Raw genomic sequence first — 25469 nt, 5'->3', positions numbered from 1 at the left:
AGTTTTAAGCGATCCCACCATGTCACTTCATCAACATATCACCGCCCCGGAGGCCTTGCACCCCTCCTTGTGGCTCGCTTCGCAGCTGGCGCATTCCACCGCGCGCTGCGTCGATACCGGCCATCCGGCGCTGTCGGGCCAGCTGCCCGGCGGCGGCTGGCCGACCGGCACCCTGATCGACCTGATGCTGCAGCAGCCCGGCATCGGCGAGCTGCGCCTGCTGCGTCCTGCGCTGGCGACGGTGGCGCGGCGCCGCATCGTGCTGCTGCAGCCGCCCCATCCGCCGCAGGCGCTGGCGCTGGCCGCGCTCGGGCTGGCGCCGTCGCAGCTCATCTGGATCCGCAGCAGCCGCAGCAGCGACGCGCTGTGGGCGGCCGAGCAGGTGCTGCGCAGCGGCAGTTGCGGCGCCTTGCTGTTCTGGCAGAACCACGCGCGCGGCGAAACGCTGCGCCGGCTGCACCTGGCCGCGCAAAGCGGCGAAACCCTGTTCTTCATGATGCGCCCGCTCGCCGCGGCGCAGGACAGTTCGCCCGCGCCGCTGCGCCTGTCCTTGCGGCCGGCCGCGGGCGGGCTGGACATCGAATTCGTCAAACGCCGGGGACCGCAGCGCGACGCGCCGCTGTTCCTGCCCCTCACACCTTCTTTACTGCAGCGCCATGCGACTTTGGATCGGGCTCTACCTGCCCCAGTTACCGCTCGAAGTGTTTTGCCCGAACTGGTCCAGTGATTCGGCCAGCGTCGTGCTCGAGCAGGAACGCGTGCTGGCGCTGTCGCCGGCGGCGCGGGCGGCCGGCCTGCAGGGCGGGATGCGGCGCGGCGGGGTGCTCATGCTCGCGCCCGAGGCCAAACTGTACGAGCGCTCGGCCGAGCGCGAGGCCGAGGCCCTGCATGCGGTAGCGATGGCGCTGCTGCAGTACACGCCGCTGGTGGCGCAGGCCGAGGAGTCGACGCTGCTGATGGACGTCGGCGCCAGCCTGCGCCTGTTCGGCGGCATCAAGGCGCTGTGCCGGCGCATTCGCGCCAACCTGCGCGCGCTGGGTTTCACCGGCGCCCTCAGCTGCGCGTCGACCGCGCGCGGCGCCTGGCTGCTGGCGCGCCACGGCGGCACGCGCGTCGTCAAAATGGACTCGCTGGTGCGCCGGCTCGACCGCCTGCCGGCTGCCTTGCTGCCGCCGGCGCGGCCGTTCGCGCCCTGGTTCGAAGGCATCGGCTGCTTCAACCTGGGCGACATGCGGCGCCTGCCGCGGCCCGGTCTGCAGCGGCGCTGCGGCCGGCCGCTGCTCGACATCCTCGACGCCGCCTACGGCATGACGCCCGAGCTGTTCGACTGGATCGAAGCGCCCACCACCTTCCGCGCCAGGCTCGAACTGTTCGACCGCGTCGAGCACGCCGACGCGCTGCTGTTCGGCGCGCACCGGCTGCTGCTGCAGCTGACCGGCTGGCTGTGCGCGCGCCAGCTGGCGGTCGAACGCATCACTTTGCAGCTCGAGCACGAGCGCGGCCGGGTGGCGATGGCGCCCACCGCGATCGACATCGTGCTGGCCGAGCCGACCTGGCGCGACGAACACCTGGTGCGCCTGCTGCGCGAGCGGCTCGGCAAGGTCGAACTGGTGGCGCCCGTCATCGGCCTGTGCCTCGAAGCGCTGCAGGTGCAGGCGATGGCGCCGCCGAGCGACTCGTTGTTTCCCGAGCCCGGCGGCAGCGAGCAGGACCAGCTGCGCATGCTCGAACTGCTGGTGGCGCGGCTGGGGCCGGAAAACGTCTTGCAGGCGGCGCCGCAGGCAGATTACCGGCCCGAGCACGCCAACGCCTGGGTCCCGGTGGGCAAGAAGATCCGTCCGGCAGACCGCGAGGCGCAAATGCCGCCCGACGTGCTCAGCCTGCCGCGCCCGAGTTGGCTGCTGGCCAAGCCGATCGCGCTGCTGATGCGCAATCACCGGCCGTTTTACGGCTCGCCGCTGAAGCTCGCCTCGACGCCGGAGCGCATCGAAGCGGGCTGGTGGAACCAGTCGCAAACGCGCGACTACTTCATCGCCGAAGGCCAGGACCACGCGCATTACTGGGTGTACCGCGAGCGCATCGTCGGCGCGGCGCAGGACAGCGAACCGCGCTGGTTCCTGCATGGACTGTTCGGTTGAACCGCGCTTGCCGAAGGGGGCGATCTGATGCACAGTGACAGCTTGCCAACTCATCTTGACCAGGACAGACATGCAGACTGAACGTATGGAATTTGTTGGTGCCGACGGGCAAAAGCTGGCGGCGCGAATGGAATCTCCCAATGGGCCGGTCAGGGCGTATGCCTTGTTCGCCCACTGCTTCACCTGCGGCAAGGACGTGTTCGCGGCAAGCCGCATCGCCCAGTCGCTGGCCGAGCGCGGCATCGCCGCGCTGCGCTTCGATTTCACGGGGCTGGGCGCGAGCGAAGGCGACTTCGCCAACACCAATTTTTCTTCCAACGTGGCCGACCTGGTGGCCGCGGCCGACTTCATGCGGGACGATGGGAAGGCGCCGCAGATCCTGATCGGCCACAGCCTGGGCGGCGCCGCGGTGCTGGCGGCGGCCGGCTCGATCCCCGAAGCAAGGGCGGTGGTGACGATCGGCGCGCCGAGCGATCCCGAGCATGTGCGCGGGCTGCTGGGACCGTCGCTGGGCACGATCGAATCGACGGGCGAAGCGGAGGTGTCGCTGGCGGGGCGCAGTTTCAAGATCAAGCGCCAGTTCCTGATCGACGCGGCCGGCTATAACCTGGCCGCGAAGACGGCCTTGCTGAAGCGCGCGCTGCTGGTGATGCATTCGCCGAAGGACACGACGGTCGACATCGGCAATGCACTGGCGATCTTCACCGCGGCGAAGCATCCCAAGAGTTTCATCTCACTGGACGACGCCGATCACCTGCTGACGAGGCGCGAGGATGCGGTGTATGTGGCAGGGATGATCGCGGCGTGGAGTGAACGCTACCTGGTCGTAGCCGGAGCGCCATGAAAATGGCGACTCGGCGTCCCCGTCGCTCCGGCGGACCTGACCGCGACGTCTATCACTCGTCGTCGAACTCTTCGGCCAAATTCTTCCAGCCCTTCTTCTTGGCGAAGTCGTTGAATTCCTCCGGCGCCTCGAGCACGATCAGCTTGGCTTCCTGCAGGCCAGGATCGCTGTGCTCGAAGTTCGGGCCGACGTAGCCCAGCGCGCGCAGGCGGTCGATGATATTGCCGACCAGCGTCTTGTCCTTGTACAGCCCCGCGACGGACGCGGTGAAGTCCACGAACACATCAATGATCCCGTAGCCCTCGTCGTAAATGCGAATTGCCTTGACGTCATGGGAACGGCCGCTGCTGTCACTGGCCTTGAACGGGCCGCTCAGCTGGATATCGGTATCGGTAGTCATCGCCGCAGCATACACCATCGTGAAATTACTTGAGCGGCTTCAAGATCGCGCACTCGAATTCATTGGGGTCAGACCCGGTTATTGAATGGCGCGAAGCCGAAGACACTGGCAAGAAGGCGAGCTTATTAAAGTCAGACCCGTTTATTCAATGGCGCGGCGCCGAAAACGCCAGCAAATAACCGGGTCTGACCCCGATGGTTTACTTGGAATTCATTGGGGTTAGACCCAATTCATTGGGGTCAGACCCGGTTATTGAATGGCGCGAAGCCCAAGACACCGGCAAGAAGGCGAGCTTATTAAGGTCAGACCCGTTTATTGAATTGCGCGGCGCCGAAAACGCCAGCAAATAACCGGGTCTGACCCCGGTGGTCTAGACCCCGATGGTTTACTTGAGCGGCTTCAGGATGGCGCCGAGGCGATCCTTGCTGCCGGCAATGCGCTCCAGGTGCGGATAGCGCAGCCCGCCGTGGTAATCGAGCGAAATCGTCCGGTAGTTCGCGCCCTGTTTCACCAGCAGCACGATCGGGTCCTTGCTGTCCTTGGCCGCTTTGATCGCCGCCTTCAGCACCTCGCCCTTGTAGGCGCGGTTGTTGACCGCAGCGATCGTGCTGTTCGGCGCCAGGCCGGCGCGGAACGCCACGCTGTCCCAATTCACCGCGGCCACGCCGCCATCGGCCTTGACCGTCATGCCCAGCGAGTACGCGAAGCTGGTCGCCTTGCTCTGCTCGTCGGCCGTCTTGCTGAAGTCGCTCGGCTTGTCGCTGTAGACCAGCTTCCAGCCGGCGCGCGCCAGGCCGTCGAGCGGGGCGCCGGCGGCGTGGCCGTCGAGGCGCGTGCGCAGGAACGGCGCCCAGTCGAATGGCTGCACCTTGTTCAGCGCGGCGACCACGTCGTCGAAGGTGTAGAACGCCGGCAGCATGCTGCCGTCGTTGATGCTGTAGAACGCGCGCGCGAAATCGTCCAGCGAGTGCTTGTCGTTCGACATCTCGCGGATCTTGGTGTCGACGTCGAGCCAGACGAACATGCCCTCGACGTAGTAGTCCTCGGCGCGCTGCCAGTTGCGCCAGCCCAGCGGACGGCGGCCGTTGATGATCGAGTCGTTGACCGTGTCCTGCAGCGCGCGCCACGAGCGCCCTTGCACGTTGTCGTACAGCGCGGCCATCGCGGCGAATTCCTCTTGCGTGCCTTTCTCCGACATCAGGCCGGAGCGCGCGCCCAGCACCTTGCCCCAGTACTCGGTCTGGCCTTCGTACACCCACAGCAGTTCATTCTGCAGCGGCGCGTTGAAGTTCGGGACGTCCTGGCCGGCCGGGCGGCGGAACTTGCCGTCCCACGAGTGGGTGTATTCGTGCGGCAGCAGGTCGCGCACCGCCTCGTTCTTGGCCCACTCGGTGAAGTAGCCCGGCTTGACACCGTTCTCGCTCGACTGGTGATGCTCGCGCCCGATGCCGCCGAAGTCGTCCGACAGCGCGAGCAGGAAATCGTAGTGCTTGTAATGGTGCGAGTTGAACAGCTTCGATGCCTGCGCGACCAGCGCGCGGTGCGCCTCGATCTGTTCAGGCTTCGCTTCCAGGCTCTCCGCATTGTCGGCGACGATGTTGAGGAACACCGGCGCCTTCGCGCCCGGCGCCAGGTCGATGCGCTTGAAGTAGCGGCCGGCAAACAGCGGCGAGTCGATCAGCGTTTCCAGGTCGAGCGGCTTGAACACCACCTCGTTGCCATTGCGGCCGGACGCCTCCAAGGCGCTGCCGTACTGCCAGCCTTCCGGGAGGGTCAGGCTGGGCTGCACCGTGATGCGGCGCGCGACATAACCGGCCGGATACAGCGTCACCGACGGCCACTGCACGCCGAGGATGTCGTTGGTCATCGTGATGCGGCCCTGCGAGCCGTCCATCGGCGACAGAAACTGGTATTCCGCTTCCAGCGTCGTCACGCCCTGCGGCACGTTCAGGTGGAAGGCGAACACGTTGACCGGGTCGCGCGACCACTCGACCGGCTTGCCGTTGCCGGTGAACTTCAGGCCGGCCAGCTGGCTCAGGATGTTGTTCGGACCGTGGTTGGCCGGCAGCCACTGCGGATACAGCAAGGTCAGCGGACCCGGCTTGACCGGGAGCGACATCTTCATGCGGAAGATCTGCTGGCTCAGGTTGGTCGCGTCGACCTTCAGCACGATGGTGCCCGGATACGGCTGGTCGACCGGCACCGGCACGTCGGCGCGGGCAGGCAGGGCGAGGGAGGCGAGCAGGGCAACGAGGGGCAGCAGCTTGAGCTTGGAGGTCATGGTCTGAATAAGATAGTTGATGTGTCAAGTATTTCGGCAGCAGAAGTGTAGCATGGCTTGGGGCCAGGTCCGCCGGAGCGACGGGGACGCCGAGTCCCGCCTTTTCGGCGCAAATATCAGGCCGTTTGACCAAATATTTTTCGCCCCATTGGGCAAAAAAACGTATTTTTCAAGCCCTTGAAATGGCCCAGGTCGATCACTAGATTGGACGCAACGGATGCTCAACCGAGGTCCGTCAACTTATCGCTTAACTTACACAAGGATACTTATCATGCGTACTTTCGACCTTACCCCTCTCTATCGTTCCGCCATTGGCTTCGACCGCCTGGCCAACCTGCTCGAGCAGCGCGCCGACGCTCAGCCCAGCTACCCGCCATACAACATCGAACTGGTGAGCGAAGACCAATACCGCATCGTGATGGCGCTGGCTGGCTTCAGCCGTTCGGAAATCGAGATCGTCACCGAGCGCGATGCCCTGCACGTCACCGGCCGCAAGCAGAAGGATGATGTGCAGCGCACCTTCCTGCACCGCGGCATCGCCGCGCGCGACTTCGAGCAGCGCTTCCAGCTGGCCAACCACGTCAAGGTCACCACCGCCTCGTTCGACAACGGCATGCTGACCATCGAACTGGTGCGCGAAGTGCCGGAAGCGCTCAAGCCGCGCAAGATCGCCATCGACGGCGGCGAGACCGTGCAGGCACTGGAGCAGCGCCAGGCCGCGTAATGTAAGCGGGGTCAGGTCCGCCGGGCCTGACCCCGACTTTGACGCCGGCGACGGAATCAAAGGTGGGGCCAGGTCCGTCGCGACTGGTCCCATTTTTTCGTTACGGCCGCGTGTTAAGCAAACTCTAAGTCTGCAGGTTCACACTGAAGCCATCGACCAACTCAACTCACAGGAGTACGACAATGCAAAATCAAGGTGCCGTTACTGCTATCACCGCCAAGCGCCTGACGCTTGCACTCGCTGCCGCCGGCGCGATCGGCGGGGCAGTGGGTGCGATTGCAGTCAATCACAATAACGCCGTCGCTTCCGCCGCCACCGCCGCGGCGACCGCGCCGTCCAACTACGTCGCGCCGGCGCCGCTCGCCGCGCCAGGCACCCAGGTATCGATGGCGCTGCCCGACTTCACCCAGATCGTCTCGCGCATGGGGCCCGCCGTGGTCAACATCCGCGTGATGGGCAGCACCAAGACCGCCTTCAAAGGACGCGCGCAGCAGGCGCCGCAGTTCGATGAAGACGATCCGTTTTTCGAATTCTTCCGTCGCTTCCAAGGCCCGCAAAATCCGCGCGGCCAACGCGACAGGCCCGTTTTTGGCGCCGGTTCCGGGTTCATCGTGAGTCCGGACGGCGTCATCCTGACCAACGCGCACGTGGTGCGCGACGCCGAGGAGGTCACGGTCAAGCTGCAGGACCGGCGCGAATACCGCGCCAAGGTCCTCGGCTCCGATCCGAAGACCGACGTGGCGGTGCTCAAGATCGACGCCAGGAACCTGCCGGTGGTCCCGATCGGCAAATCGAGCGACCTGAAAGTGGGCGAGTGGGTGCTGGCGATCGGCTCGCCGTTCGGCCTTGACAGCACCGTGACGGCCGGCGTGGTGAGCGCCAAGGGCCGCTCGCTGCAGGACGATAACAGCGTGCCGTTCATCCAAACCGACGTCGCCGTCAACCCCGGCAACTCGGGCGGCCCGCTGTTCAACACGCGCGGCGAAGTAGTCGGCATCAATTCGCAGATCTACAGCCAGACTGGCGGCTACCAGGGCCTGTCGTTCGCGATCCCGATCGACGTCGCCTACCGCATCAAGGAGCAGCTGGTCGCCACCGGCTCGGTCAAGCACGCCAAGCTGGGCGTGACGGTGCAGGAAGTGAACCAGGGCTTCGCAGATTCGTTCAATCTCGCTTCGCCGGAAGGCGCGCTGGTGTCGACCGTCGAACGCGGCGGCCCGGCCGACAAGGCCGGCCTGAAGTCGGGCGACGTGATCCGCAAGCTGAATGGCCAGCAGATCATCGCATCTACTGACCTGCCGGCGATGCTGTCGACCGCCCGGCCGGGCGAGAAGGTGACGATGGACGTTTGGCGCGACGGGAAGATCGTGCAGGTCGGCGCCAAGCTTGGCGACGCCAGCGAGAAGGCGGCGCCCGAAGAAGTTGCGGCCGTGTCCACCAGCAGCGGCTCGAAGCTGGGCCTGGCCCTGCGCCCGCTGCAGCCGATCGAGCGGCGCCAGTCCGGCCTCGCATCGGGCCTGCTGGTGGAAGACGCCGATGGCGCCGCGGCCAACGCCGGCGTGCAGCCTGGCGACGTCCTGTTGTCGATCAACGGTCGCGCGGTCAGCACCATCGACCAGGTGCGCGACGTGGTCGGCAAGTCCAACAAGTCGGTGGCCTTGCTGATTCAGCGCGGCAGTGACAAAATCTTCATTCCGGTGAGGATAGGCTAAGCCTGGTCGTCCTCCATCCAGGGAATCGAGAAAGAAGAAGTATGCGGCTATTGCTGGTGGAGGACGATGTAATGATCGGCGAAGTAGTGCTCGACCTGCTCAGGGCCGAGCACTACGCCGTCGACTGGGTCAAGGACGGCGAGATGGCCGACACCGCGCTGGTGCAGTCGCAAGCGTATGACCTGGTGCTGCTGGACCTTGGCCTGCCGCGCAAGGACGGCCTCGAAGTGCTGCGGGCTATGCGCGCCCGCAAGGACCGCACCCCGGTGCTGGTGGCCACCGCGCGCGATGCGGTGGGCGACAGGATCGCCGGCCTCGACGCCGGCGCCGACGATTACGTTCTCAAACCCTACGACCTCGACGAACTGCTCGCGCGCATCCGCGCGTTGCTGCGCCGTTCGGCCGGCCGCGCCGAGCCGGTATTCGAATACAAGAACATCACGATTAATCCCGCGACGCGCGAAGTGAGCGTGGCCGGCGCGCCGGCGACGCTGTCGGCGCGCGAATGGGCGGTGCTCGAAGCGCTGATCGCGCGGCCCGGCGCCGTGCTGTCGCGCGCGCAGCTGGAAGAAAAGCTTTACAGCTGGCGCGACGAAGTGTCGAGCAACGCGGTCGAGGTCTACATCCACGGCCTGCGCAAGAAACTTGGCAGCGACCTGATTCAGAATGTGCGCGGCGTCGGCTACATGGTACCCAAGCTATGAGGATGACGCATTCCCTACGCGGGCGCCTGCTGTGGTTCCTGCTGGCGGCGATTACCTTCGCCGCCGTCGCGCAGGCGTCGGTGGCCTACCGCACCGCCCTCAACGACGCCGACCAGATCTTCGACTACAACATGCAGCAGATGGCGCTGTCGCTGCGTTCCAGCGCGCCGCTGTCGAACGCGGAGTCGCGCGCCGGCGTCGAAGCGGCCGCCGAGAACAACGAACTTGTGGTGCAGGTGTGGACGCTGGACGGCGTGCAGCTGTTCCGCTCCGTGTCGAGCGCGCGCCTGCCGCAGCGGGCGGTGCTGGGTTTTTCCAACGTCGAGGCAAACAACACCACTTACCGCGTTTTCTCGCTGCAGACCAGCGCGCAGACCGTGCAGGTCGCGCAAGACATGGCGGTACGCCGCAACATGGCCAGCAACTTGGCGCTGCGCACGGTCTGGCCGATCGCGGTGATGATGCCGATCCTGATGCTGTCGGTGTGGTGGATCGTCAGCGGCTCGCTCGAACCGGTGGCGCGGGTGCGCTCGCAGGTGGCGTCGCGCCAGGCCGACGACCTGTCGCCGGTCTCCGAAGGCGGTCTGCCGGACGAGGTGCGGCCGCTGGTGCAGGAACTGAACCTGCTGTTCGGGCGCGTGCGCGAGGCGTTCGCCGCGCAGCAGCACTTTGTCGCCGACGCGGCGCACGAGCTGCGCACGCCGCTGGCCGCGCTCAAGCTGCAGGTGCAAAGCCTGGAGCGCGCCGAGTCGCCCGAAGCGCGCCAACTCGCCGTGGCGCGCCTGTCGGCCGGCATCGAACGTTCGACCCGGCTGGTCGAACAGCTGCTGGTGCTGGCGCGCCAGGAAGCCAACGCCGCGGAGGGCGCCAAGTCACAGCCGGTCGCGCTCGACGAGCTGGCGCGTCGCACGGTCGGCGAGCTCGCTAACGTGGCGCAGCACAAGGGCGTCGACGTCGGGCTGCACCATGCCGACGCGGCGCGCATTGAAGGGCAGGTCGACGCGCTGACGATCCTGATGCGCAACCTGGTCGACAACGCGATCAAGTACACGCCGGCCGGCGGCACCGTCGACATCGACGTCAGCGCGGAGGGCGCCGGCGCGGTGATCGTGGTGGAAGACAGCGGGCCGGGCATCCCGGTCGAAGAGCGCGAGCGCGTGCTGGACCGGTTCTACCGCGTCGCCGGCAGCGAGGCGTCCGGCAGCGGCTTGGGGCTGGCGATCGTCAAGGCGATCGCCGAGCGCCACGGTGCCACGCTCACGCTGGGCCAGTCGGCGCGGCTGGGCGGGCTGGCCGCGCGGGTGGCGTTTCCGAAGCGGGCGTCGCCCGGCGCGACGCGCCCAGGAAAATCGAGCGCGTCAGCGTGAAACGGTCGAAGGCCATCGACAGGCCGTAGGATGCGATCACCGCGACGATGAAGCGCACGGTCTCGCTGCCGGCCGGCGATACGGTCCGCAGCGCGACGGCGATCGGCATGTGCATGAACATGATCCCCATCGAATAGCGGCCGAGGGCGGTCAGCACCGCGGCGATGGGCTTCACCCTGGCCAGGTACAGGTTGGCCTGCATGAACGCGACGATCATGCACAACGCCAGCGCCAACGACAGCAGCGGGATGCCGTAGATCGTGTACTTCATGTCCTGCGCGACCAGGTAGCCGGACAACGCAAGCGAGATGGCGATGGCCGAGCCGATCCACGCCGGCGCCGCGGCGGCAGCCGGCAGCGCGCGGCCTTTGCACAGGTAGCCGAGGAAGAAGTAGGGCATCGCCGCGGGGACGACGTGCAGGTTCAGCGGCAGCGCGAACCACGGGTACCACAGGTTCACGTAACTTGCGGCGAGGCCGACGACGACCACCAGCGCGACGATGCCGGTGCGCCAGCGCACCAGCAGGAAGTTCATCACCTGCTGCGTAAAGTACAGGCAGGTCACGAACCAGAACACCGCCATCGTGCCGCCGATGCCCTGGCCGCCCGACAGCTGGACCAGCAGTTGCGCCCACCCTTTGCCGGCCAGCGTCATCTTGACCATGATCGGCACGCTGAGAAGAAACAGAAAGGCGAAGTAGGGCACCAGCAGGTGCCGCGCTTTTTTGACGGCGTATCCGACACCGTCGGGGTCCGGCTTGAACAGGTAGCCGCTAAGGAAAAAGAACAGCGGCATGTGAAAGACGTGGATCGCGTCCCTGGCCGGCGTCCCGTACAGCACGATGTGCGCGGCGGCGACCAGCAGGATGCCGCTGCCCTTGATGCAGTCGATCCATTCGATTCTTGCGGCGCCCTGCGGAAGCTGGCTCATGTTGTTCTCCTTCGCTCGTCCAGCTTATCGGGGGGCATGGTCCGGACCATTGACCTCGCGCAGTTGTGGCAACATGGCAGTCCCACATTTTCGGAAGGAATGCCAGCATGCCCTGCGTCCGTTACCAGATCCTGAACGTCTTCGCCGAAACGACTTTCGGCGGCAATCCATTGGCCGTCATCGAGGACGGCGCCGGCCTGTCCGACGCCGACATGCAGGCGATCGCGCGTCAGTTCAACCTGTCGGAAACGACGTTCCTGCTGCCGTCGGCCGTCGCCGCGGCGCGCGTGCGGATTTTCACCCCCAGCTACGAGATGCCGTTCGCCGGCCATCCGACGCTGGGATCTGCGCAGGTTGTCAGCGATCTGCTGGATGCCGGGGAGAGTTTCAGCCTTGAGATGAAAGGCGGCGTAATTCCCGTGCGCCGCCGCGACGGCCGCTGGACCTTGTCGGCGAACGCCGCCACCCATCGGCCGATGGAGGCCACGCGCGCCGAACTGGCCGCCATGCTCGGATTGTCCGAGGAGGCCATCGTCGGGCCGGCATACTGGATGGACTGCGGCACCGAGCAGCCGGTGATCGAGCTCGCGTCGGTGGAGCATGTGCACGCATGCCGGCCGGTGGCCGCGCTGATGGCGCGGTTCAGCCGCAACACGGCCGGGCAGCCGAAGACCTATGTGTTCGCGCGCACCGCGGAGGGCTTTGAGTGCCGCTACTTCTGGATGCCGGGCGAGAGCAGCATCAGCGAGGATCCAGGCACCGGTTCTGCGTGCGCGAACCTTGGCGCGTGGTGGCTGCTGACACAGGACGGTCGGCCGCTGCATGCGATCGTGCGCCAGGCGACGTCGATCAATCGGCCGAGCGTGCTGACGCTGGATGTGGAGCAGGGCAAGGTGGAGGTGGGCGGAAGGGTGATCTTGCTTGGGAAGGGCGAGCTTGCCTGGTAAAAGATGGGGGCAGTCCGCAGGGCCAGACCCCGCCTGCGTCCTTAGAACTTGTGCCAGAGGCGCGCGAAGCAGACATGCCGTTCAGGCCAAACTGCACGCTCTCATACTTGAAGCCGTTGTCGGTCTGGTTCGGATCCTGCTCCGTCGGATGCACGTTGAAGGTGTTCGCTGGGCACCTTTGACGGCCCGCCGGCTCCGCTGATGCACTACGACGCCAAGGCCGCGGCCGACTGGCGTTCACGTATGCGTCGCGCCGAAGACCAAGTTCACCATCGGCCAAGTTATCCGACTAGCTTGTCCGACCTACACCATGTTATGGCGGCGATTACCTCGCTATCGCCTGCAGCAGCACGAAGCCTTCGTGGCGGATTACGCCTTCGGCATCGGCCAGGGCCTTGCTGGCCTTGATGAATGCCGGACGCTGCATGTCCGCGCGTTCGGCGGCAGAGGCAGTGGGGCGGGCCGGCTCGCCATAGGTCGGCCGGCTGTTATACCTCTGGTTGAGCAGCTTCTTGCCGTAGCTCGATGAATAGAAGCGCGCCATTTCGGTGGCTGTTTCGGCGCTGATGGTGCGGGCCAGCGGATACGCCAGGCGGGCGTAGATTTGCTCCTTCGGCGTTTTGTCGATCCTGGCGTAGACGGCCGCGCGCTGCTGCTCGCTGGCGTAACGGCTGGCGCCGGTCACCGAACGCATCATTTTCTCCATCTGCATCGCCGCCATCAAATCGGTAACGGCGCGCACGTGGCCGTTGGTAATGACGGCCGGCCCGGCGGCGGGCGCCGCGCCAGACGAGGCATTGCAAGCGGCGATCAACACGGCTAGGCCCAGCGCTTTTACCAGTTTCATCATTTACCTTTGGTTAATGTTTTTGTTTGGAAATTATAGCAACATTGCATCAATAAAATCGGGGTCAGACCCGCTTTTTTTCAAAAATAATCGCGGCGTTGGACGAATCAATAAATCGGGGTCAGACCCGCTTTTTTCAAAAATAATCGCCGCGTTGGACGAATAAAAAATGGGTCTGAAATGGGGCGCGGCAGTTTTTTGAAAATAACCGGCGCATCGGACGAAGAAAAGGCGGGTCTGACCCCGGGGAGTAAAATCGGGGTCAGACCCGTTTTTTTCAAAAATAATCGCCGCGTTGGACGAATAAAAAATGGGTCTGAAATGGGGCGCCGCGGTTTTTCGAAAATAACCGGCGCGTCGGACGAATAAAAGGCGGGTCTGACCCCGGGGGGGGAGAATCCTTGTGTCGGCGCACCCGTAGGATATACTGTGTTTATATACAGTATTCTTGCTTCCGATGCCCGCCTTCCCGCCCGTGACCGGCCTGCCCGACTATGCCGAGCTGTTCTGCCTGTCGAATTTCTCTTTCCTGCAAGGCGCCTCGCACGCCGAGGAGCTGGTCGCGCGCGCCGTCCAGCTAGGCTACTCGGCGCTGGCGCTGACCGACGAATGTTCGCTCGCCGGCGTCGTGCGCGCCCATGCCGAAGCCAAAAAGGCGGCGCTGCCGCTGCTGGTCGGCGCCCACTTCCACCTGCAGCATCCAGACGGCCGACCCGCGCTGTCGCTGATCCTGCTGGCGCAGAACCGCAACGGCTACGGCAACCTGTCCGAGCTGATCACCATCGGCCGCACCCGCGGCGACAAGGGCACCTACCTGCTCACGCCCGCCGATTTCGCAGCGCCGCCGCCCGCGCACGCCCACCTGAAGCAGATGCCCGACTGCCTGGCGATCCTGCTGCCGGCCTATCCCGGCCACGACGCCGCCGACGTCGACCGCCTGCACGCGCAGGCCGCGTGGATGGCCGCGACCTTTCCCGGCCGCGCCTGGATCGGCCTGAACCTGCTGCACCGCGCCTACGACGACGCCCACCGCGCCACCATCGAGGAGGTGGCGTGGCAGCACGCGCTGCCGATCACCGCCATCGGCCACGTGTGCATGCACGTCCGGTCGAGGAAGCCGCTGCAGGACACGCTGTCGGCCATCCGCATCGGCAAGCCGGTGGCCGAATGCGGCTACCAGCTGGCCCAGAACGCCGAGCAGCACCTGCGCGCGCGCCTGCGCCTGGCCAACATCTACGCGCCCGAGGTGCTGGCCGAAACGCTGCGCATCGCGCGCCTGTGCACCTTCTCGCTCGACGAGCTGCGCTACGAATATCCGAACGAGGTGATCCCGGCCGGCCAGACCGCGGCCAGCTACCTGCGCAGCGAGACTTACATCGGCGCGCACCGGCGCTTCCGCGAGGGCATCCCGGCCAAGGTGCAGCAGCAGCTCGAACACGAGCTGGCGCTGATCGGCGAGATGCGCTACGAGCAGTACTTCCTGACCGTCTACGACATCGTGCGGTTCGCGCGCTCGAACAACATCCTGTGCCAAGGCCGCGGCTCGGCCGCCAATTCGGCGGTGTGCTACTGCCTCGGCATCACCGAGGTCGATCCGGCCCGCGCCAACCTGCTGTTCGAGCGCTTCATCTCGAAGGAGCGCAACGAGCCGCCCGACATCGACGTCGACTTCGAGCACCAGCGCCGCGAGGAGGTGATCCAGTACATCTACAACAAGTACGGCCGCACCCGCGCCGCGCTGGCCGCGGTGGTGATCAGCTACCGGCCGAAAAGCGCGCTGCGCGACAGCGGCCGCGCGCTCGGCATCGACCTGGCCATCGTCGAGAAGGTGGCCAAGACCCACCACTGGTTCGACAGCAAGCAGGACCTGGTCAACCGGCTCGCCGAGAGCGGCCTCGATCCCGAGTCCGACCTGGCGCAGCAATGGGCCACGCTGGCGCAGCAGCTGCTCGGCTTCCCGCGCCACCTGTCGCAGCATCCGGGCGGCTTCGTCATCGCCCAGGGCAAGCTGTCACGCCTGGTGCCGATCGAGAACGCCGCGATGGCCGAACGCAGCGTGATCCAGTGGGACAAGAACGACCTCGAGGAGCTGGGCCTGATGAAGGTCGACGTGCTGGCGCTGGGCATGCTGTCGATGCTGCGCCGCGGCCTCGAATTCATCAGCACGCGCCACGGCACCGTGTTCGAGATGCAGGACATCCCACACGACGACACGCCGACCTACGACATGATGTGCGCGGCCGATACGGTCGGCGTATTCCAGATCGAGTCGCGCGCGCAAATGAGCATGCTGCCTCGGATGCGCCCGCGCATCTTCTACGACCTGGTGATCGAGGTGGCCGTGGTGCGCCCCGGCCCGATCCAGGGCGGCATGGTGCATCCTTACCTGCGCCGGCGCCAGGGCCTGGAGGAGGTGGTCTATCCGAAGCCCGAGATCCGCGCGGCGCTCGAACGCACGCTCGGCGTGCCGATCTTCCAGGAGCAGGTGATGCAGGTGGCGATCCTCGCGGCCGGCTTCACGCCGGGCGAAGCGGACCAGCTGCGGCGCGCGATGGCGGCCTGGAAGCGCAAGGGCGGGCTGGAGAAATACTATGAGCGCATCGTCGGCGGCATGCTCGAACGCGGCTACACGCTCGAATTCGCCGAGTCGATCTTCGCCCAGATCCAGGGCTTCGGCGAATACGGCTTCCCCGAATCGCACGCCGCCAGCTTCGCGCTGCTCGCCTACGCCAGCGCGTGGATGAAGCGCCACGAGCCGGGCGCCTTCCTGTGCGCGCTGCTCAATAGCCAGCCGATGGGCTTCTACAGCCCGTCGCAGCTGGTGCAGGACGCGCGCCGCCACGGCATCGAGGTGCGGCCGATCGACATCGCCGTCAGCGACTGGGATTCGACGCTCGAAGAATACGACGACACGCGCACGCGCCAGCCGGCGGTCCGGCTCGGGATGTCGCTGCAGCGCGGCATGAGCCGCGAAGTGGCGGCGCGCATCGAGGACGCGCGCGCGATCCGCCCGTTCAGCGACGTGGCCGACCTGGCGCGCAGGGCGGGGCTGGATCGCGGCGACCTGCAGGTGCTGGCGGCGTCGAACGCGCTCGCCTCATTGGCCGGCAACCGGCGCCAGGCGCTGTGGCAGGCGGTCGGCGCGGTGCCCGACAAGGACCTGCTGCGCCCGACCACGCCGCAGGAAGAGGCGCCGCAATTGCGCGCGCCATCCGAGGGCGACGAGATCGTCGGCGATTACCGCTCGCAGGGATTGACGCTGGGGCGCCATCCGCTCGCGCTGCTGCGCCCGCAGCTGCTCAAGCAGCGCTTCATGCCGGCGGCGGTGTTGAACGATTACCAGAACGGCCAGCTGGCGCGCGCCTGCGGCATCGTCACGGTGCGCCAGCGGCCCGGGACCGCCAAGGGCGTGCTGTTCATGACTCTGGAAGACGAGACGGGCAACATCAATCTGATCGTCTGGCCCAAGCTGGTCGAAGAGCAGCGCCGCGAAGTGCTGCGCGCGCCCTTGTTGGGCGTGTATGGGATCTGGCAGAGGGAAGGGGAAGTGCGCCACCTGGTGGCCAAGCGGCTGGTGGACATGTCGCATTTGCTGGGGCGCCTGGGCACGCAAAGCCGCGACTTCTGCTGATGGGGCTTGTCGTTCCTGCCTGCGCAGGAACGACAAGCTGGTTTAGAACTCTTCCCAGTCGTCGCCGGCGCGCGCGGTGCGCTTCGGCGCGGCGATCGCGCGCGCCACCGGCGCCACGCGCGGGGGACGCGCCGCCGCCTTCAGCACCGGCGCCACCCTGGCAGCCGAACGATCGAGCTTGAACACGCTCACCACCTGCGCCAGCTTGCGCGCCTGCTGCTGCATCGATTCGGCCGCGGCCGCCGACTCTTCCACCAGCGCCGCGTTCTGCTGCGTCACCTGGTCCATCTGGCCGATCGCCTGGTTGACCTGCTCGATGCCGTCGGTCTGCTCCTGGCTCGCCAGCGTGATCTCGCCCATGATGTCGGTCACGCGGCGAATGCTCGACACCACCTGCTCCATCGTCGCGCCGGCCTGGTCGACCAGCCTGGCGCCGGCATCGACCTTCTGCACCGAGTCGCCGATCAGCGTCTTGATTTCCTTGGCCGCCGCCGCCGAACGCTGCGCCAGCGTGCGTACTTCCGACGCCACCACGGCAAAGCCGCGGCCCTGTTCGCCGGCGCGCGCCGCTTCGACCGCCGCGTTCAGCGCGAGGATATTGGTCTGGAACGCGATGCCGTCGATGACGCCGATGATGTCGACGATCTTGCGCGCCGATTCGTTGATCGATCCCATCGTGACGATGACCTGGCCGACCACCGCGCCGCCCTGTGCGGCGACATCCGAGGCCGTCAACGACAGCTGGTTGGCCTGGCGCGCATTGTCGGCGTTCTGCTTGACCGTCGACGTCAGTTCTTCCATCGACGCCGCGGTCTCTTCGAGCGAGCTGGCCTGCTGCTCGGTGCGTGCCGACAGGTCGTGGTTGCCGGCGCTGATTTCGTCCGCTGCGACGGTGATCGACTCGGTACCGCCGCGCACTTCGCTGACGATCTTGACCAGGCTGTCGGCCATGTGGCCCAGGGCGCGCAGCAGCGCCGCGGTTTCATCTTTGCCGGTGGCGCTGATGGCGTGGGTCAGGTCGCCCGCGGCGACCGTCTCGGCCAGCGTCACCGCCTGGCGGATCGGGCGCGTGATGCCCACGGTAAGCAGCCAGGATCCGGCCACGCCCACCGCGACGGCGGCCGCGGCGAGGACGGCGATCAGCGTGGTGCTGAACCGGGCGGTGACGTCGATCGCTTTGGCGGTCGCATCGATATGGCTGCGCTGCAGCTTGACCATCTCCATCAGCAGGTCCTGGTACACCTTGGCGCGCGGGGAGTAGGCTTCGTCGAGAATCTTGACGGCGGCTTCGTTGTCGCCGTCGGCCTTGGCCTTGCGCGCCGCTTCGCGCGCCTCGATGTAGATCTTGCGCTGTGCGATGATCTTCGCGTACAACGCTTTTTCGTCCGGCTCCTGGATCATCGGCTCGACCTGCTTGACCAGCTCGATCACCTGCTGGGCGGTGACGGCGGCGTCTTCCTTAAAATAGGCGACCAGCGACGGGTCGCTGCTGCGCATGATGGCGGCGGTGCGGCGGATCGCGCCGAAGTTCTGGCCGTACCAGTCGGTGAACAGGCGCTCCTTGGTCAGCGGCTGGTCCATCATGACGTGGGTCGAGGCGGCCACGCCGTTCAGGCGCCAGATGCCTACCACGGCGATGAACGCCGTCATCGCCAGAATCAGCGCGAAACCCAAGGCCAGGCGGGTGCCGACTTTCATATTAGACATCGAAAACATGGTAATTCCCTATAATGTGGCATTCTTGCCAAACTTTGAGGGCGTCATTCTACAGTGTTATACGGCAACATTCATTTCCTGATAGAATTTATTCAATTGTATGCCCCCAAATGTTGCAGATGCACATCATTTCCTCCCACCCTTATTGATAGCGCTCCCATGACACCCATCAGCCGTAATATTCTCGCCCTCGCGCTGGCCGCCGCCGGCGCCGCCCACAGCGCGCCGCTGCCGAAAGCCATGGCGGACCAGCTCAACGCCTCATATCCCGCTGTCGAATCGCTGTATCAGGAACTGCACCGCGCGCCCGAACTGGCGTTCAACGAGCACAAGACCGCCGCCAGGCTGGCGCAGCTGGCCAGGGAACTGGGCTTCGAGGTGACCACCGGCGTCGGCGGCACCGGCGTCGTCGCGCTGCTGCGCAACGGGCCCGGTCCCACGGTGATGCTGCGCACCGAGATCGACGCCCTGCCGGTGCTGGAAAAAACCGGCCTGCCGTTCGCCAGCAGCGTGACCACCAGGAACCCCGCCGGTGAGGCCACCCCGGTGATGCACGCCTGCGGCCACGACCTGCACATGGCGGCCTGGTACGGCACCGCAAAGCTGATGGCGGAAAACCGCAAGCAGTGGAGCGGCACGCTGATGCTGGTCGGCCAGCCGGCCGAGGAGACCGTCGCCGGCGCCGCCGCGATGCTCAAGGACGGCCTGTTCACGCGCTTCCCGAAGCCCGACTACGCGCTGTCGATGCATGACGACGCGAGCGGTCCCTCGGGCACGATCATGTACCACGCCGGCGCCTTCCGTGCTTCGTCGGACGTCGTCAACATCACCATGTTCGGCCAGGGCGGCCACGGCGCGGTGCCGCACGAAACGCGCGACCCGATCGTGATGGCGTCGCGCCTCGTGCTGGCCTTGCAGACCTTGGTCTCGCGCGAGAACAATCCGCTCGATCCGGTCGTCATCACCGTCGGCAGCATCCATGCCGGCACCGTGGCCAACATCATTCCGGACCAGGTCAAGCTGCAGCTGTCGGTGCGCACCTTCAAGCCGGAAGTGCGCGCGCGCGTGCTGGCGAGCATTGCGCGTGAAGCGAAGGGCGAGGCGATTGCCGCCGGCGCGCCGAAGGAGCCGCTGGTGGAAGTCCAGCCGGGTACCGATTCGGTCTACAACGATCCGGAGCTGGTGGGCCGCATGGTGAAGGTGGTGCAGGGCGCGGTGGGTCCCGAGTTCGTGAAGGAGATGCCATCGAAGATGACGTCGGAAGACTTTTCGCAGTACGGCATGCAGCCGGGCGTGAAGGCGGTCTTGCTGCACGTGGGCGCGGTCGACGCGGCGCGCCTGGCGGCCGCCAACAAGGCCGGCAAGCCGCTGCCTGGCACGCACTCGCCGCAGTGGGCGCCGGACTTCAAGCCGACGGTCACCAACACCATCAAGGCCGAGACCGCGATCCTGCTGGATCTGTTTGCGAGCAAGAAGTAAGAAATGGGGGGCTGGTCCGCGCGACCGCAGCCCGGCATGCGTACGGCGCCCGACGCCGGAAACCGCGGCACGCAAAGGCGTGGTCAGGTCCGGCGGACCTAACCCCATTTTTCTGCGGCGTCTTACACCCCGCTGGTGCCGTAGTAGCCGTGAATCTGGCTGGCCCAGGTCTGGTCGGCCATGTTCGGCCAGTTGTCCTTGTCGAAGCCAGGCGCGGCGTCGATTTTCGCCTTGTCCATGTTCATCGTCATGCGATGGTTGGCGGTGTCCAGCGTCAGCGCCGCCCATGGCACCGCGAACAGCTTGTCGCCGATGCCCAGCACGCCGCCGCTCGACATCACCACATACGCGATCTTGCCGCTGCGCATGTCGAGCATGATTTCCTTGATTTCGCCAAGGTGCTCGTCCTTCAGGTTGTGGACGTGGTCGCCGATCAGGGTGTCGGCGCCCATCAGTTCGGGGCCCGGGCCCTTGTGGTTCTTGTTCGAATACATTCCGAGCGTGTCGCGATTCAGATAGGACATGTTGGCCTCCGTGGTAAAAGAGACAGCATGGCCCGCCCGCGCAAACGGGTCTGTTCGCTCGCGCACACTGGACCGTCAGCGCGCCGCGCGAATCCGTCTGGCCCGTTCGCCACTTTCCGGATGGCTGGCCGCATAGCTGGCGGTGGTGCGCAGCCAGCCGGGCAAGCCGGCCGATGGATCTTTTGAATTGACCGCCTCGAACACGTCGAACAGATCCGCCAGCGGCGCCGTCGGCATGCCCGCGCCACGCAAGCTGGCCGCCGCAAAGTCGTCCGCGTCGGTCTCCATGTCGCGCGAGTAGCGCATCCTGACCGCCAGTGCGGGCACGCCGGCGGCGACGGCGCTGAAATCGCCGAACAATGCCGCTGAGGCGGCCGCCGTCAGCGATGAGCGGGCCAGCACGCGCACGGTGTGGCGATGCTCGACGTGGCCAATCTCATGCGCCAGCACGCCGGCCAGCGCGGCTTTTTGGGACGGCGTGAATTCGTCGTTGTTCTCCCGCGCGATGGCGCGCACCATGTTGTCGGTAATGATGATGGTGCCATCGGGCAGGGCCAGCGCATTCGCGCCCAGCCGCGGCGAGTCGCGCACCAGCAGCCGGATCGGAATGCGCGGGTGCGCCGGCATGATCGACGCCATGACTCGCTGGATCTGCGCGATGCGCGGTTCGCTGAAGCGGCTAGGCTCGATCATGCCGCGCTCGAGCGCGCGCAGGCCGGTCTGGCCGAGCTTCTGGTCGAACTCCGGCGGCACCGAAGCGGCGATTCGCTCGGCCGCGGCGGGGATGCCCCAGATCGCGATCGCGGCGCCGATGGCGATCAGCATGACCAGCGCCGCCAGCGCCGCCGGCCAGCGCTGCTGCCACCGCATCACCGTCGAAGGACGGAAGCCGAGAGCGTCGGCCAGCGCCTGGCCGCCCGCAGCGTCGGCCACTTCGCAGCGCGCGCCGTCCGGCAGGTATAGCACCCGCGGCGCCCGCGCGAACGGTTCTGCCAGCGTAACGTCGGCAAAGCGGTATTCCTTGGCCAGCGCGGCGCCCATTACCACCAGCGCGCCGTCGCCCGGCTTCAGTTCGACCGCATGCAGGCGGGCGCTGACGCCGTCAAAGTAGTTTGCTGTAATCATCGCGTCCTCACCACGAAAGATCGATCATGCCGAAATCGGCCGCGCCGTCGCCCGCGGCGCTGGCAGGCTTGCGCGCTGCCGCGGCGATATGCTGCTCGAAGCTGGCGCCGCCATGCACCGCCAGGTGTTCGACCCGGTAGCGATAGACCCGGACTGCGGCGAAAGGACGGAACAGTCCCAGCGTGAGCAGGGTCAGCACGGCGTTCACGGTCTGCAGCCGGACGAATTCGCGCGCGCGCATCGTGCTGCGAATCTCGAGACCAGGGAAGGCAGTGTGCGACCACACCAGGTTGGTATAGCGCGCCTGCAGGTAAGGGCCGGCCAGCAGGTACAGCGTGTAGACGGCCAGCAGCGCGCCGAGGAAAGGCACAACCATCATCATCCAACTGCTCTTGGACGTGCCGCCAGCCAGTTTGGTCCAGGCGAAGGAAGTGATACCGAGCGCCGTCATCAATACCAGCATGCCGGCCAGCGCGATCAGAAACGCGATCAGGAAGGGCTTGATGAAGCGGCGCGCCGGCAGCGTGTAGCTAGCCGGGGCGGCCCCGAATTCGAGGTGGCGCTGCTGATAGCCTTTCATCGCGCCGTACATCAGGGGCCAGGCGACATACAGCAGGAAGGCGTACAGGCCGGTCAGCCTTCCCGGCATGAGCGCGAGGAGCACGCCGGGCAGCAGGAACGTCACCAGCGGCGGCAGGTAGGCGCGATAGGCGCCGCCGACCGAGCCGCTGAAATCGAAGCGCAATCCGCGATACTGCGTGTTGTGCAGGCGGAAGCGCAGCGCGCTGCGCATGAACCAGGGCAACGCTATCAGCAGCGTCCCGAACACCGTCAGTCCGACCTCGGCCGAAAAGCCGAACGCGTATTGATAGGACGCGAACAGCACCACGGCCAGCACACGGCCCTTGAGGATCGCCTTCGGATCGCCGCGAAAATCGAAGGTGGCGCCGGCCAGTTGCGTATTGCGGTCGAAGTACTGCAGGCGCCGCACCTTCGCCCACGCCGAGTAGATGCCCAGGGAGGCGACCGTCAGCATCAGGTTGACGATCCAGATGCGGAAGTATTCCTGGCCGCTGCCGGTGAAGGCGAAGCCGAGCGTCTCGGTGGCGGGATCGCCGTCGTTCGCGGCGGGTGCCATGGGCGCCGGGCTGGCCGCGTCGACTGGTTCCGAAAGAGCTTGCATCGTTTGGTCCTCGTTATCGAAGAATGGGAATGGATTCTAGCGATGATCGTTTAACTTTGCCAGATGAATAATTAATTTTAAGTAATATTGCTGAATTAAAATTCTTGCTGTAGCCAAAGAGCCACGTTCCCTGTCGCGGAGCCGGCGCGTGGTGTTGAGCCTGCCTTGGCGGCACCGCCATTGCTGGCGCGCGGCGCCCCGGGCTTGGATTTTTGCCCCGGCATGCGGAAGTCTTGCCCGGTTTAAGGTATAATTTCAATTTCCCGCACGTGCCGTTCGGCACTATCTGCAATGACCAAATTTGTCTTCGTCACCGGTGGCGTCGTGTCTTCCCTTGGAAAAGGGATTGCCGCCGCCTCTCTCGCCGCGATCCTCGAATCGCGCGGCCTCAAAGTCACCATGCTCAAGCTCGATCCGTACATCAACGTCGATCCGGGCACCATGAGTCCATTGCAGCATGGCGAAGTGTTCGTCACCGACGACGGGGCCGAAACCGACCTCGACCTCGGCCACTACGAGCGCTTCATCAGCACCCGCATGAAAAAGGTGAACAACTTCACCACCGGCCAGATCTACGAATCGGTGATCCGCAAGGAGCGCCGCGGCGAGTACCTGGGCAAGACCGTCCAGGTGATCCCGCACATCACCAACGAGATCCAGGATTACATCTACCGCGGCGCCGAAGGCGCGGACGTGGCGCTGGTCGAAATCGGCGGCACCGTGGGCGACATCGAATCGCTGCCCTTCCTCGAAGCGGCGCGCCAGCTGTCGCTGCGCGCCGGCCGCAAGTCGTCGGCCTTCGTGCACCTGACCCTGGTGCCGTTCATCGCCTCGGCCGGCGAACTGAAAACCAAACCGACCCAGCACAGCGTGCAGAAGCTGCGCGAGATCGGCATCTCGCCGAACGCGCTGCTGTGCCGCGCCGACCGCCCGATCCCGGACGACGAGCGCGCCAAGATCTCGCTGTTTTCGAACATCGAGGAAGCGGCCGTCATTTCGGTGTGGGACGTCGACACCATCTACAAGGTGCCGCAGGTGCTGCACGACCAGGGACTCGACGAAATCATCCTCGAAGCGCTCGGCCTCGAAGCGCCGCCGGCCGACCTGTCTGTGTGGACCAAGCTGATTCACGCGCTCGAGCATCCGAAGGAATCGGTCACCATCGGCATGGTCGGCAAGTACGTCGACCTGACCGAGTCGTACAAGTCGCTGACCGAGGCGCTGCGCCACGCCGGCATCCACACCGAGAGCCGCGTCAACATCGAGTACCTCGATTCGGAAGACATCGAGACCAAGGGCTGCGCCCACCTGGCCAAGTACGACGCGATCCTGGTGCCGGGCGGCTTCGGCAAGCGCGGCGTCGAAGGCAAGATCATGGCCGCCCGCTATGCGCGCGAGAACAAGGTGCCTTACCTGGGCATTTGCCTCGGCATGCAGGTCGCGCTGATCGAATACGCACGCCACGAAGCGGGCATGGTCAACGCCAACTCGACCGAGTTCGAGCCGGACACCGACCAGCCGGTCGTGGCCCTGATCAACGAGTGGCAGAACCACGACGGCAAGGTGGAAAAGCGCGACGAGCGCTCCGACCTCGGCGGCACCATGCGCCTTGGCGCGCAGGCTTGCGCGGTCAACCCGGGCACGCTGGCCGCCGAAATCTACGGCAGCGTCGTCACCGAGCGCCATCGTCACCGCTACGAAGCGAACAACCACTACCTCGCGCGCGTCGAGCAGGCCGGTCTGATCGTGTCCGCACGCACCCCGACCGAAGACCTGTGCGAAATCATGGAGCTGCCGCGCCAGGGCGCGCACGCGCACCCGTGGTACATGGGCGTGCAGTTCCACCCCGAGTTCAAGTCGACGCCGCGCGCCGGCCATCCGCTGTTCTCGTCGTTCATCAAGGCGGCGCTGGCGCACAAGAGCGCGGGCGCCGGAAAGCCGGCTGCCACGGTGGCGGAACCGGCATTGCAAGGAGATGCAGCATGAAGCTTTGCGGATTCGACGTCGGCCTCGACCAGCCGATCTTCCTGATCGCCGGCACCTGCGTGATCGAGTCGCGCCAGATGGCGATGGACACCGCCGGCACGCTGAAGGAACTGACGGCCAGCCTGGGCATCCCGTTCATCTACAAGTCGTCCTTCGACAAGGCCAACCGCTCGTCGGGCAGCACCTTCCGCGGCCCCGGCATGGAAAAGGGCCTCGAGATCCTGGCCGACGTCAAGCGCGAGATCGGCGTGCCGGTCCTGACCGACGTGCACACGATCGAAGAACTGCCGGCCGTGTGCGCGGTGGTCGACGTGATCCAGACCCCGGCCTTCCTGTGCCGCCAGACCGACTTCATCGTCGCCTGCGCCCAGACCGGCCTGCCGGTCAACATCAAGAAGGGCCAGTTCCTCGCGCCCGGCGACATGAAGAACGTGATCGACAAGGCGCGCGTCGCTGCACGCGCCGCCGGCGTCAATGAAGACAACTTCATGGCTTGCGAGCGCGGCGTCTCGTTCGGCTACAACAACCTGGTGTCGGACATGCGTTCGCTCGCCATCATGCGCGAATCGAACTGCCCGGTCGTGTTCGACGGCACCCACTCGGTCCAGCTGCCAGGCGGCCAGGGCACCTCGTCCGGCGGCCAGCGCGAGCACATTCCGGTGCTGGCGCGCGCCGCGGTCGCCGCCGGCATCGCCGGCCTGTTCATGGAGACCCACCCGAATCCGGCGGTCGCCATGTCGGACGGCCCGAACGCGATGCCGCTGGGACGCATGAAGGAGCTGCTGTCCACGCTGGTCGATATCGACCGCGTGGTCAAGAAGGCCGGCTTCCTCGAGACCAGCTTTGCCTGAGATACCCGCGAAACCTGGGTCTGACCCCGCGGGGTCAGACCCTTTTTTTGCCTGCGCTTAAAAAGATTACCTACCTTCG

General features: G+C 65.9%; 20 protein-coding genes. 12 read left to right on the top strand and 8 right to left on the bottom strand.

Annotated elements, in window-relative coordinates:
• Positions 1-19 precede the first annotated feature (19 nt).
• The 3 genes from imuA to AC1D02_RS07375 all read left to right on the top strand — a co-directional run bounded on the left by imuA (position 20) and on the right by AC1D02_RS07375 (position 2982).
• On the top strand, positions 20-727 hold the full coding sequence (gene imuA / locus AC1D02_RS07385) for a translesion DNA synthesis-associated protein ImuA (protein WP_477315239.1): 708 nt from the start codon (positions 20-22) through the stop codon (positions 725-727).
• Complete coding sequence (locus AC1D02_RS07380; RefSeq protein WP_477315237.1) at positions 657-2138, top strand: Y-family DNA polymerase; 1482 nt, start codon at positions 657-659, stop codon at positions 2136-2138. The genes imuA and AC1D02_RS07380 overlap by 71 nt, the downstream gene beginning before the upstream one ends.
• Before the next feature lie 70 nt (positions 2139-2208).
• Positions 2209-2982: an alpha/beta hydrolase family protein gene (locus AC1D02_RS07375; RefSeq protein ID WP_477315235.1), complete on the top strand. Its 774-nt coding sequence runs from the start codon at positions 2209-2211 to the stop codon at positions 2980-2982.
• Positions 2983-3034: 52 nt separating this feature from the next.
• Here AC1D02_RS07375 and AC1D02_RS07370 read toward each other — a convergent pair whose 3' ends face one another.
• Both AC1D02_RS07370 and AC1D02_RS07365 read right to left on the bottom strand, forming a co-directional pair.
• Entirely contained in the window at positions 3035-3382 is a 348-nt protein-coding gene (locus tag AC1D02_RS07370) for a hypothetical protein (RefSeq protein ID WP_477315233.1), read from the bottom strand.
• Positions 3383-3767: 385 nt separating this feature from the next.
• On the bottom strand, positions 3768-5663 hold the full coding sequence (locus tag AC1D02_RS07365) for a M61 family metallopeptidase (RefSeq protein ID WP_477315231.1): 1896 nt from the start codon (positions 5661-5663) through the stop codon (positions 3768-3770).
• Positions 5664-5934: 271 nt separating this feature from the next.
• Here AC1D02_RS07365 and AC1D02_RS07360 point away from each other — a divergent pair, with 271 nt between their 5' ends.
• From AC1D02_RS07360 to AC1D02_RS07345, 4 genes are all read left to right on the top strand, one after another.
• On the top strand, positions 5935-6387 hold the full coding sequence (locus AC1D02_RS07360; protein WP_477315229.1) for an Hsp20 family protein: 453 nt from the start codon (positions 5935-5937) through the stop codon (positions 6385-6387).
• A gap of 182 nt (positions 6388-6569) precedes the next feature.
• Positions 6570-8099 carry a DegQ family serine endoprotease gene (locus AC1D02_RS07355; RefSeq protein WP_477315227.1) on the top strand — a complete coding sequence of 510 codons (1530 nt, stop codon included), beginning with the start codon at positions 6570-6572 and terminating at the stop codon, positions 8097-8099.
• Between the two features lie 41 nt (positions 8100-8140).
• A complete protein-coding gene (locus AC1D02_RS07350; RefSeq protein ID WP_477315225.1) occupies positions 8141-8803 on the top strand; it encodes a response regulator in 663 nt (220 codons plus the stop codon).
• Entirely contained in the window at positions 8800-10170 is a 1371-nt protein-coding gene (locus AC1D02_RS07345; protein WP_477315223.1) for an ATP-binding protein, read from the top strand. Before AC1D02_RS07350 ends, AC1D02_RS07345 begins: the two co-directional genes overlap by 4 nt.
• Here the strand turns inward: AC1D02_RS07345 and AC1D02_RS07340 are convergent.
• Positions 10061-11101: an acyltransferase family protein gene (locus AC1D02_RS07340; protein ID WP_477315221.1), complete on the bottom strand. Its 1041-nt coding sequence runs from the start codon at positions 11099-11101 to the stop codon at positions 10061-10063. The two genes, AC1D02_RS07345 and AC1D02_RS07340, sit on opposite strands and share 110 nt — an antisense overlap.
• Before the next feature lie 107 nt (positions 11102-11208).
• Between AC1D02_RS07340 and AC1D02_RS07335 the strand changes: the two genes are divergently transcribed.
• A complete protein-coding gene (locus AC1D02_RS07335) occupies positions 11209-12048 on the top strand; it encodes a PhzF family phenazine biosynthesis protein (RefSeq protein WP_477315219.1) in 840 nt (279 codons plus the stop codon).
• Positions 12049-12373: 325 nt separating this feature from the next.
• Here AC1D02_RS07335 and AC1D02_RS07330 read toward each other — a convergent pair whose 3' ends face one another.
• Positions 12374-12898 carry a hypothetical protein gene (locus tag AC1D02_RS07330; protein WP_477315217.1) on the bottom strand — a complete coding sequence of 175 codons (525 nt, stop codon included), beginning with the start codon at positions 12896-12898 and terminating at the stop codon, positions 12374-12376.
• A 454-nt stretch (positions 12899-13352) separates the two neighbouring features.
• On the opposite strand from AC1D02_RS07330, the gene AC1D02_RS07325 reads away from it, so the two are divergent.
• Positions 13353-16526: an error-prone DNA polymerase gene (locus tag AC1D02_RS07325; protein ID WP_477315371.1), complete on the top strand. Its 3174-nt coding sequence runs from the start codon at positions 13353-13355 to the stop codon at positions 16524-16526.
• A 42-nt stretch (positions 16527-16568) separates the two neighbouring features.
• Here AC1D02_RS07325 and AC1D02_RS07320 read toward each other — a convergent pair whose 3' ends face one another.
• A complete protein-coding gene (locus AC1D02_RS07320) occupies positions 16569-18242 on the bottom strand; it encodes a methyl-accepting chemotaxis protein (protein ID WP_477315215.1) in 1674 nt (557 codons plus the stop codon).
• Positions 18243-18401: 159 nt separating this feature from the next.
• Here AC1D02_RS07320 and AC1D02_RS07315 point away from each other — a divergent pair, with 159 nt between their 5' ends.
• The gene (locus AC1D02_RS07315; protein WP_477315213.1) at positions 18402-19721 is read left to right on the top strand and encodes an amidohydrolase; all 1320 of its coding nucleotides are present in this window, start codon (positions 18402-18404) and stop codon (positions 19719-19721) included.
• A 122-nt stretch (positions 19722-19843) separates the two neighbouring features.
• Here AC1D02_RS07315 and AC1D02_RS07310 read toward each other — a convergent pair whose 3' ends face one another.
• The 3 genes from AC1D02_RS07310 to AC1D02_RS07300 all read right to left on the bottom strand — a co-directional run bounded on the left by AC1D02_RS07310 (position 19844) and on the right by AC1D02_RS07300 (position 22553).
• Entirely contained in the window at positions 19844-20245 is a 402-nt protein-coding gene (locus tag AC1D02_RS07310; RefSeq protein WP_477315211.1) for a PRC-barrel domain-containing protein, read from the bottom strand.
• Between the two features lie 75 nt (positions 20246-20320).
• The gene (locus tag AC1D02_RS07305) at positions 20321-21370 is read right to left on the bottom strand and encodes a M48 family metallopeptidase (RefSeq protein ID WP_477315209.1); all 1050 of its coding nucleotides are present in this window, start codon (positions 21368-21370) and stop codon (positions 20321-20323) included.
• Positions 21371-21377: 7 nt separating this feature from the next.
• Positions 21378-22553: a YjgN family protein gene (locus tag AC1D02_RS07300; protein WP_477315207.1), complete on the bottom strand. Its 1176-nt coding sequence runs from the start codon at positions 22551-22553 to the stop codon at positions 21378-21380.
• A 291-nt stretch (positions 22554-22844) separates the two neighbouring features.
• On the opposite strand from AC1D02_RS07300, the gene AC1D02_RS07295 reads away from it, so the two are divergent.
• Both AC1D02_RS07295 and kdsA read left to right on the top strand, forming a co-directional pair.
• On the top strand, positions 22845-24539 hold the full coding sequence (locus AC1D02_RS07295) for a CTP synthase (RefSeq protein WP_477315205.1): 1695 nt from the start codon (positions 22845-22847) through the stop codon (positions 24537-24539).
• The gene (gene kdsA / locus AC1D02_RS07290; protein ID WP_477315203.1) at positions 24536-25390 is read left to right on the top strand and encodes a 3-deoxy-8-phosphooctulonate synthase; all 855 of its coding nucleotides are present in this window, start codon (positions 24536-24538) and stop codon (positions 25388-25390) included. Before AC1D02_RS07295 ends, kdsA begins: the two co-directional genes overlap by 4 nt.
• Positions 25391-25469: the final 79 nt, after the last annotated feature.

The organism is Massilia sp. P1_C10 (assembly GCF_056406475.1).
The sequence above is the reverse complement of the archived record's forward strand: the minus strand, read 5'-3'. Positions and strand labels throughout refer to the sequence as shown.